The sequence below is a fragment of the Lichenibacterium minor genome (assembly GCF_004137685.1).
GTDB classification, from domain to species: domain Bacteria; phylum Pseudomonadota; class Alphaproteobacteria; order Rhizobiales; family Beijerinckiaceae; genus Lichenihabitans; species Lichenihabitans minor.
Genome location: NZ_QYBB01000090.1, coordinates 1 through 7,870 on the forward strand (window position 1 = coordinate 1; position 7,870 = coordinate 7,870).

At 65.0% G+C, this 7,870-nt stretch carries 10 protein-coding genes; 2 read left to right on the top strand and 8 right to left on the bottom strand.

What is annotated here, in order from left to right:
- Positions 1 to 433, top strand: a 433-nt coding sequence (locus tag D3273_RS26730; RefSeq protein ID WP_165359734.1) for an SOS response-associated peptidase, incomplete at its 5' end; no start/stop codon positions are given.
- Between the two features lie 509 nt (positions 434 to 942).
- Positions 943 to 1,194 carry a hypothetical protein gene (locus D3273_RS26740; protein ID WP_129229998.1) on the top strand — a complete coding sequence of 84 codons (252 nt, stop codon included), beginning with the start codon at positions 943 to 945 and terminating at the stop codon, positions 1,192 to 1,194.
- A 314-nt stretch (positions 1,195 to 1,508) separates the two neighbouring features.
- On the opposite strand, the gene D3273_RS26745 is transcribed toward D3273_RS26740, so the two are convergent.
- The 8 genes from D3273_RS26745 to D3273_RS26780 form a co-directional block, all read right to left on the bottom strand.
- Positions 1,509 to 1,730: a response regulator gene (locus D3273_RS26745; RefSeq protein ID WP_129229999.1), complete on the bottom strand. Its 222-nt coding sequence runs from the start codon at positions 1,728 to 1,730 to the stop codon at positions 1,509 to 1,511.
- Entirely contained in the window at positions 1,727 to 1,990 is a 264-nt protein-coding gene (locus tag D3273_RS26750) for a response regulator (protein ID WP_165359735.1), read from the bottom strand. Before D3273_RS26750 ends, D3273_RS26745 begins: the two co-directional genes overlap by 4 nt.
- A 314-nt stretch (positions 1,991 to 2,304) precedes the next feature.
- Positions 2,305 to 2,505: a hypothetical protein gene (locus D3273_RS26755; protein ID WP_129230001.1), complete on the bottom strand. Its 201-nt coding sequence runs from the start codon at positions 2,503 to 2,505 to the stop codon at positions 2,305 to 2,307.
- 502 nt (positions 2,506 to 3,007) lie between these two features.
- Entirely contained in the window at positions 3,008 to 3,217 is a 210-nt protein-coding gene (locus tag D3273_RS26760) for a hypothetical protein (protein WP_129230002.1), read from the bottom strand.
- A gap of 476 nt (positions 3,218 to 3,693) precedes the next feature.
- On the bottom strand, positions 3,694 to 4,875 hold the full coding sequence (locus D3273_RS26765; RefSeq protein ID WP_207210918.1) for an alpha/beta hydrolase: 1,182 nt from the start codon (positions 4,873 to 4,875) through the stop codon (positions 3,694 to 3,696).
- 108 nt (positions 4,876 to 4,983) lie between these two features.
- Positions 4,984 to 5,538, bottom strand: a complete 555-nt coding sequence (locus D3273_RS26770) for a DUF305 domain-containing protein (protein WP_129230003.1) — start codon at positions 5,536 to 5,538, stop codon at positions 4,984 to 4,986.
- Between the two features lie 123 nt (positions 5,539 to 5,661).
- Positions 5,662 to 6,645, bottom strand: a complete 984-nt coding sequence (locus D3273_RS26775) for an AraC family transcriptional regulator (protein ID WP_129230004.1) — start codon at positions 6,643 to 6,645, stop codon at positions 5,662 to 5,664.
- A gap of 385 nt (positions 6,646 to 7,030) precedes the next feature.
- A partial coding sequence (locus D3273_RS26780) for an FGGY-family carbohydrate kinase (protein WP_245501411.1) occupies positions 7,031 to 7,870 on the bottom strand: 840 nt, incomplete at its 5' end.

Sequence of the window (7,870 nt, forward strand, 5' to 3'; positions counted from 1 at the left end):
GAAGCCGATGTTCCGCACGGCGTTCAAGAAGCACCGCTGTCTGATCCCGGCCTCGGGCTTCTACGAATGGACCGGCGGGAAGGGCGACAAGGTCCCGCATTTGTTCACGGCCGGCGACGGCTCGCCCGTGCTGGCATTCGCGGGGCTATGGGACCACTGGACGGACCCGGAGAGCGGTGACGACGTGCTGTCGGCCACCATCATCGTGTCAGGCGCCAGCGAGTGGATGACGCCGTTCCACGACCGCATGCCTGTGCTGCTCACGCCCGACGATTTCGACGGATGGCTGTCCGGCGAGCTCGGCCCGGAGGTGTTGAAGCCGGCGGCCGAGAGCGCTTTGCGCGAGTGGGGCGTGTCGAAGCGAGTCAATCGGACCGGCGACGGCGACGAAGACCCGACGCTGTTCGACGCGGTGGAGAGCGAGGCGGCGTAAGCCCATGATTACTGGGCCGGGGTGACAGTTACTCCGGTTGCGGGCACGACCACGACGGGCGCAGGCAGCACGACCACGGGAGCCGGCGCTACGACGACTGGGGTCTGCAGGACGGCGTCGGGAGTCGGCACGACCACCACGGGCACCTGTACCACGCCGGGCGTCGCGGGGTCAGGCGCAGTCTCCGTCGCCCCAGGCGCCATCTCCTTGGCGGCGCTCGACGTGCTCGTGCCGTTCTGAGAATTGGCGGCGGTCGCTGCATAGCCCGGTGCCGCTGTCGTGAAGGTGATCGCTGTAGCGAGGACGATGACGCCTATTGCCTTGAACATCCGTGGTGCTCCCGAGTGAACCGCCGCGTCCGGTGAACGCAGGCTTCCCAGCCCAACCGTGCGAGACCGCATTGGTTCGCCGAACCATGCGAAAAGCGTCCGGCGCGCCCCTCGCTTTGCCACATATAAGCCATAAAATGTTCGCTTCTGTTCTCACAACTCCAGCCCGGGGACGGAACCATGAAGACGCAATTTCTCGTGCTGCCCTACAAGCTCGGGGCACGAAACAAGGTCGAGGCGCAGCAGGCGCAGGCGTGCCGGACGGACGCCGAGGCGCTGCGAACCGGCGAGCGCATGGCGAAGCGCTTCCTTGGCGTCGTGGTGATGTCGCAGGACTACGACGAACAGGCCGACTTCGCCGCAGATCCGGTCGTCCTCGCCACACACGGCACCGTCCCGGACCAGTGGGACGAGTTCAAGGTGGCCGCGTGAGGGCGGCGCGTCACTCTATCTTTTGAGCACAATGAACCACGACCCCGCCGCCATCGGCGCCCCGCGCGGCGAGGCCGTGGTGGCGACAAGTTCGACCGCTGCCGGACGGCAAGGGACCATGAGGCAAACGGAAAGGCAAGCGCGGCAGGGATCACGGTCCCGCCACCCCAAGGGGGCCGCGCGGCGGAACCGTGGGCGCCGCCGTCCTACCGATTGCGCCAGCGCCAGAGGATCATGCTGCGATGCACCATGCAATGGTGCGGCGCAATCGAAGTGAACGGATGCGAAGATAGGCGGCCGGCTCGCCGCGCCTCTCAATCGTCCTGCACGGTGTCGATGAAAGCGTTGATGACGTCGAGCGGCAGCCAGGGCTTGGGCAGGAAGCGGACGTCTTCGCTTAGGCCGTCCGGGCGTGAGGCGTACTGACCCGACGTCACCACGACCGCGATCTCGGGGAAGGTTTCCGTCACGAGGTGGGCGACCTCAAAGCCATCCGTCTCCGTCGCCAGCTTTACGTCGGTAAAGACGCCGCTCACGTCTTGTCGATGGTGGCGGAGGTAGTCAAGCGCCTGGTCGCCGTCACGAGGTGGGCGACCTCAAAGCCATCCGTCTCCGTCGCCAGCTTTACGTCGGTAAAGACGCCGCTCACGTCTTGTCGATGGTGGCGGAGGTAGTCAAGCGCCTGGTCGCCGTCCTCGAAACCGACGACACTGAGGCCGGCTGCCTCCAGCATGTCGGTCGTGTCTTGCCGCAGCATGGGGTCGTCCTCGATCACGACGATGGTCCGAAGCGTCATGGGCCTATCCGGTTCGAAGACAGAGCGCATGCGAGCATGGCGTGGGCCGAGCGGCAAGATACCTCAACAGGGTGCGACACCCGTGCGGCAAAATTATCGTTCGACGCACGAGAAGCCCCAAGCTGCTGGACAGCGGGAAATATGGAGAGCCGCTACGTAGGCTCGGCTACACACCGTGCCACAACGCGAGTCAAATATCCGACGTAGGAGGTGCGCCGGACGGAAACTTTCAGCCCTAGTGATCGGGCCTGACAGTGCGCCATCAAGCAAGCCGGCGCAGCTTTCTGATAGATAACTGACGATTATGGCAAGGATCAGCGATGAAGCCGGGGGTACTGCTTGCTTTGCTGTTCCTGTTCGGCTTGCCTTATAGCTTTGCCGTGATAGCTATTTAACTCGAAATCGAGCCTCGGCGCCATAGTTGCGACAGCATTGTCAGTTTGGACAACCTGTTTCGCAATCTGGGCCACTTGCTCTCGGTACTCAGATTGATCGTAACGGAATTGATCACTCATGGTGATTGTCCCCTGTGTGTCGACGCGCTGCACATAAAGCGCCTGACTGATCGAACGTTCTCATCAGCGATAAGTTCTCCTGATGCATCAAATGATAATTATCAAATAATGTTGTGCCACGCATGATCAATGTCGATAGCTGGTTCCTGCCAGTCGGAAGACGTGGCGTACAGAGAGCGATTGAAAGGGATGTTTTCGGCTTCGGAAAATCGCCCGATCAAGCGCCCTAGCGCTCTCGGCTAAATGCGGGAGGGATGTTGACGTTGGTTCGGCCAAAGCTGAGGACGGAGCAAAGGCGCTCGACCGAGCAGCGACCCCCCCCCCGGCGGCGAAACCACCAAGTGACGCACGAAAAGCCCCGAACTGCCTTGGCAAGCGGGAGAGCCTCGGGGCTAAATGTCCGTGGGTGTAGCAACCCGGACCAGTGATAGCCCTTCATTCCCCTAGGCGGAGAATCACTCCGACTCCCGGCAAAGGGCGAGTGGAGGGTGAGTCGTCGTCGCTACCGCCCAGCGAGTGGCACCTCGTTGTCCTCGTTCGGATCGAGGTCCAACCCGTCCTCATCCTCCAGGGCCACCGTGGCGCGGAACCCGGCATCCCACTCGTGCCGCTCATGGCTACCGGCGCAGTAAGGGTTGTCGGTCGCGTGCTTGCCGTCCTCACGGGCCTGCAAGCCTTCGGCGAAATAGTCGACCAGCGGCCTTGAACTCATCGAGCGACCCCATCGGTTTGAGGCCACGACGTGCCTCGACGGAGACAGTATCATGCCTTTCAGCCTCACCTGCTACGAGGGCCGCGCCACCACAATCGAATACGAGTTCCGGCAGGCGACTTAGCCCGGCGCCCTGGCCATTCTAGAACAGAGGAAGCTACTCACGATTGGGGCTCAATCGCTGCTCGACACGGCAGCTACGTGGCGGCGGCGTCGTCCGTTGGCACGGCCGCCGATCACGTCCGTCAAGGTGGTGGAGTTTGGTTGGGTGCTCACCGCGGTGTGAAAAAGCGCCGAACTTCGACCCACCTCCCTAGACCGACCATATCGCTGTAATTCCTCAAGAAAGTCATTCAGAAGTGGGGTCACGATCGGCGCCGATCGTGACCCCACCCCAAACAAGGAATTTGCGAGTTCTCACAGGCAATTTGATGCGGAACTGAGACGGGTCAAAGTTCGGCGTTTAATCACATCGATCACTTCGCCTGGGGCTTGCCTGCGAAAGAGTCACGCAGGTCCTGCGCGGCCGCGTCCTGGGCCTTTTCGGCATCGGACACGACGGGCGCCATGCCGAAGAACTCGTGCGTCACGCCCTCGTAGTTCCTATACGTCGTCGGGACGCCCGCAGCCTTGAGCTTCTCGGCCAGCATCTTGCCCTCCGACATGAGCGGATCGATGCCGTCGGTGATGACCGTCGCCGAGGGCAGGCCCTTGAGGTCGGCCATCGTGGTCAGGTTCAACATCGGGCTTTTGGCATCGTCCGGCTTGGCCAAGGTTTTGTCGACGAACCAGCCCATGGCGCCCTTCGACAGGGGCATCGCATTCTGGTTCTGGATGTAGGACGGCGTGTTCATGTCCGTGCCGGCGACCGGGTAGACGAGAAGCATGTGGGCCGGCTTCTGAAGGTTGCCGTCGCGCGCCATGATGGCGACGTTGGCGGCCAGGTTGCCACCGGCGCTCTCCCCGGCGACGGCCACACGGGCCGGGTCGCCGCCGAACTGCCCGGCGTTGGCCAGCACCCACTTGTAGGCCGCGAAGGCGTCCTGGTGAGCCGCGGGAAACTTGTTCTCGGGCGCGTGACGGTACTCCACGCTCGCCACGATGGCGTTCGCCTTCTTGGCGAGCGCCATCGCCGATGCCTCGTAGGTGTCGACGGTGGCGATGACCCAGCCGCCGCCGTGGTAGTAGACGATCACGGGAAGCGGGCCGGAGCCGGCGGCCTCCGGGGTGTAGATGCGGACCAACTGGGTGCCGCCCGCGGTCGGGTAGGTCATGTCCTTCTTGGACACCTTCATGGCCGCCATCAGCGCGGCGGGATCCTTGCCCTGGTCCTTGAGCACCGCCTTGACGGCGTCGGCCGGGGTTGGCTGAGACCTCGCCTCCTCGACGGAGCGTGACTCGATGGGCTTCACCCCGAGGTCACCGAGCTTCTTCAGCACCGCAGCCATGTCCTTGTCGGCGCGCCTCATGGTGCCGCTGTCGGGCGTCTCCGCCACGGTCGCGACCGTCGAGAAGGGGGGCTCGACGACCGGAGCGTCGGGTGTCGCGGCCGCAGGGGCCGGAGAGGGGGCGGTCTGTGCCTGGGCCGCGGGGACGGCGAGCAGGGCGGTCCCGGCCATGAGGCCGGCCAGGATCGATGAACGGGAAAAGGTCGTCATGGGATCAAGTCTCGTCACAGGGTTGGAGCGTTGCCCGACGCGCCGTCGACCCGCAGGGCGGTGTGCGACGGATGCCGGTCAGGCGTCGGATCGATCTCGGTTCGGTGCCTAGGCCTTCAGCTCCGCGTTGACGCGCTTGCAGATGGCGACATGCTCCTTGAAGACGGCTAGCATCAGCGAGGCTAGCAGGCGCCCCTGCTTCTCCATGGGATCGGTCGTGCCCGCGCTGTTGTGCAGGTAGGCGTCCGCGAGATCCCGCAGGTACTCGTGGTTGTCGAGCTGGAACGCGATGTAGGCTCGGTCGAAGCCGGCGCCCTTCTCCGTCCCCTTGATCTTCGCGATCAGGGCCGTGGCGTTCGTGTCGAGGGTGGACTTGGTCCCGAGATCCTTCAGCACCTCGTTGACCGTGATGGCCTCGCCGAGCTCGAAGCCGGCGAACTCGTGGGCGTCCTTGTTGGTCGCGCGTTCCACGGCGACCTGTGACGTCGTCAGCGACGCCTCTGCCGGACCGAGCACCCCCATGTAATAGTCCGTCGCGGTCTTCACGCCGGCGAAGTCGGTGACCGGGGTGGCTGGGGCGACCTTCTGTGCCTGGGCCATCGCGGCGGGCGTGGCGGCGATGAGGGCGAGCCCGGCGAGGACGGATCTCCGGTCAGTGATCATGTTTGGCTCCTGAGCGACGTTGGCGGTAGCCGGCAAACGGCCCGCCACTCAGCGCGTGTCCGCCGGACGGACCACCTTCGAACGATCTGCGTCCTGCCCGGAACGGAAAGGCACCCTCCTGGGTCAGGGCTCCAGATCGGTCGTCGAACGCGCCTGCCCGAAGCCCTCCACACGTTCCGGTTCGACCTCGTCCCCGCCTCCGAAACTGCGGAAATCGGACGGGGACAGGCCGTAGGTGGTTTCGAACACCCGGCTGAAGGCGCTGCGGCTCGCGTAGCCGACGCTGCTGGCGATCACCTTGACGGGCAGGTCGGTGGCGGTGAGCAGCCGCGCGGCGATGCGCAGGCGCACCTTCTGGACGAAGTCCATGGGGCCTTGCCCGAACACCTCACCGAAGCGGACGGCGAACGAGGTGCGGCTCATCCCGGCGAGCGTCGCCAGGCTGTCGACCGAGTAGGGCACGCCCGGGTGCTCCAGCACCGCGATGACCGCGCGGGCGAGCTTGGGCTCCTGCAGCGCCTTGAGCAACGGCGAGGTGTCATCGCCGCCGAGGAAGTGCCGACGCAGCACAACGATCAGGCACTGCTTCATCAGCAGTTCCGTCATGGCCTGGGTGCCGAGGCTCGGCGCGGCCACCTCGGCCAGCATGAGCTCGAACGTCCCGCGAAGGGGGGCGTCGGGCGCGAAGGCCTGGATCATCGGCGACTGGAAAAGCTCGAAGAGGCCGAGGGCACCGTCGTGACTGGCCGAGATCTGGCCACACACCAGGAGGGTGTCGGGCGTGCCATCGCCCGCCATGAAGCTGACCAGTCCGTCGCCGTGGAGCGAGCAGTGGTCCTCGGCCCGCGCTGCTCCCCTGACCTCCTCCGGTTCACCCAGCGCGTGCGACAGGCGAGCCGGCACGACGATGACGCTATGGGGAGCGAAGGCCTGCCAAGGCCCATCACCGACGCGGAGGCTCCCGGTTCCGCGCAGGACGTAGTGGACCGTGATGGCCTCGAACGGACTGAACCCCAACTGCCATCCGCGTTGGATGCGGCAGACCGAGAAGGCTCGGAGGCGTACGGCCAGGGTCACCAGGAGGCGGTCAAGGAGGTCCGCTCGCACGCTTCCTGCCCTTCCGAAGCCGTAGGATCACAGCCTGATCCACTGACGCCGACAGGTATGCGCCTTGAGCGAGCTTGTCGACGCGCGTGTCCTTAGCGCTCAGCGACGGTCTGCTTTGGAGCATGCTTCAAACCCACCACTACGCCCGGGATGGGTCGACACCGGCCGTGCAGCGGAAGTGGGTGGAGAGCGGAACGGCCGCTTCTGCGCATTTGGACCATCGAACGGAGGTTCACGTACAGGCGTTGCTCGAACGAACGACGTTTTCCACTTCATCGGCTCGCCATTCAGGACCGCGATGGCGTCGGACGGCGGAACTCGAAATGTTGCTCTCCGCAGCGTGTGGAGATGTCCAAGTGGCAAAAGGCGATGAGTCAGCTCCTCATCAGCGGGGGGGCCCTTCCCGTGTAGCGATCCCGCGCAAGGTCGCCAGTGCATGCATAGAATTCTGTAGCGCGGGATAGAGGCCTGCGTAGATCCCGAACACCGTGTCGTAGCGCGCCTTGCGGGCCGCGTCGGGAGAGGCCCGCTCGACGAGGGTGATCCAGCTGTCGCGGTCCTCACGTGCGATCAGCCCCACTCCCAATGCCGCTATCCGTGCTGCGCCGAGCGCCGCCTCGACGTCTTCCTCGATCGTCCAGACCGGGTAGCCAGTAACGTCGGCGATGATCTGCATCCAGAGGTCGGAACGCGCTGCGCCGCCGACCACGACGAGCCGCGGCTCGAGGGGAACCGAGCCCTTCGCGCCCGACTCCATGTTGTGCCGTAGCGCCAGCGTCACGCCTTCCAGCACGGCGCGATACAGGTGAGCGCGGGTGTGGAACAGGTTCAGCCCCACGAAAGCGCCTGAGGCTTTACCGTCCCATACGGGCGAGCGCTCGCCCATCAGATAGGGCAGGAACACCACGCCGTCCGAACCCGGCGGGACGGCGGCCGCATAGTCTTCCAGGATCGCATGCGGGTCGCGGCCTGTCGCGCGCCCTTCCGCGACCTCGGCTTGGCAGAACTGCTCTCGGTACCAGGTGACGGAAGCGCCAGCTGTCGCGGCGCCGCCGAAAACGTAGAGGTCGTCCCCGATCACGTAAGGGAAGGCGATGAGGCCGTGGCCGGCATCCGCCGTAGGCGCGACATAGCCCCAGCACATGCTAGTGCCGATCATGGCGACGTGGTGTCCGGGCTCGGTCACACCGGCCGCGTAAGTCGCCACAGCGGCGTCGACTCCGCC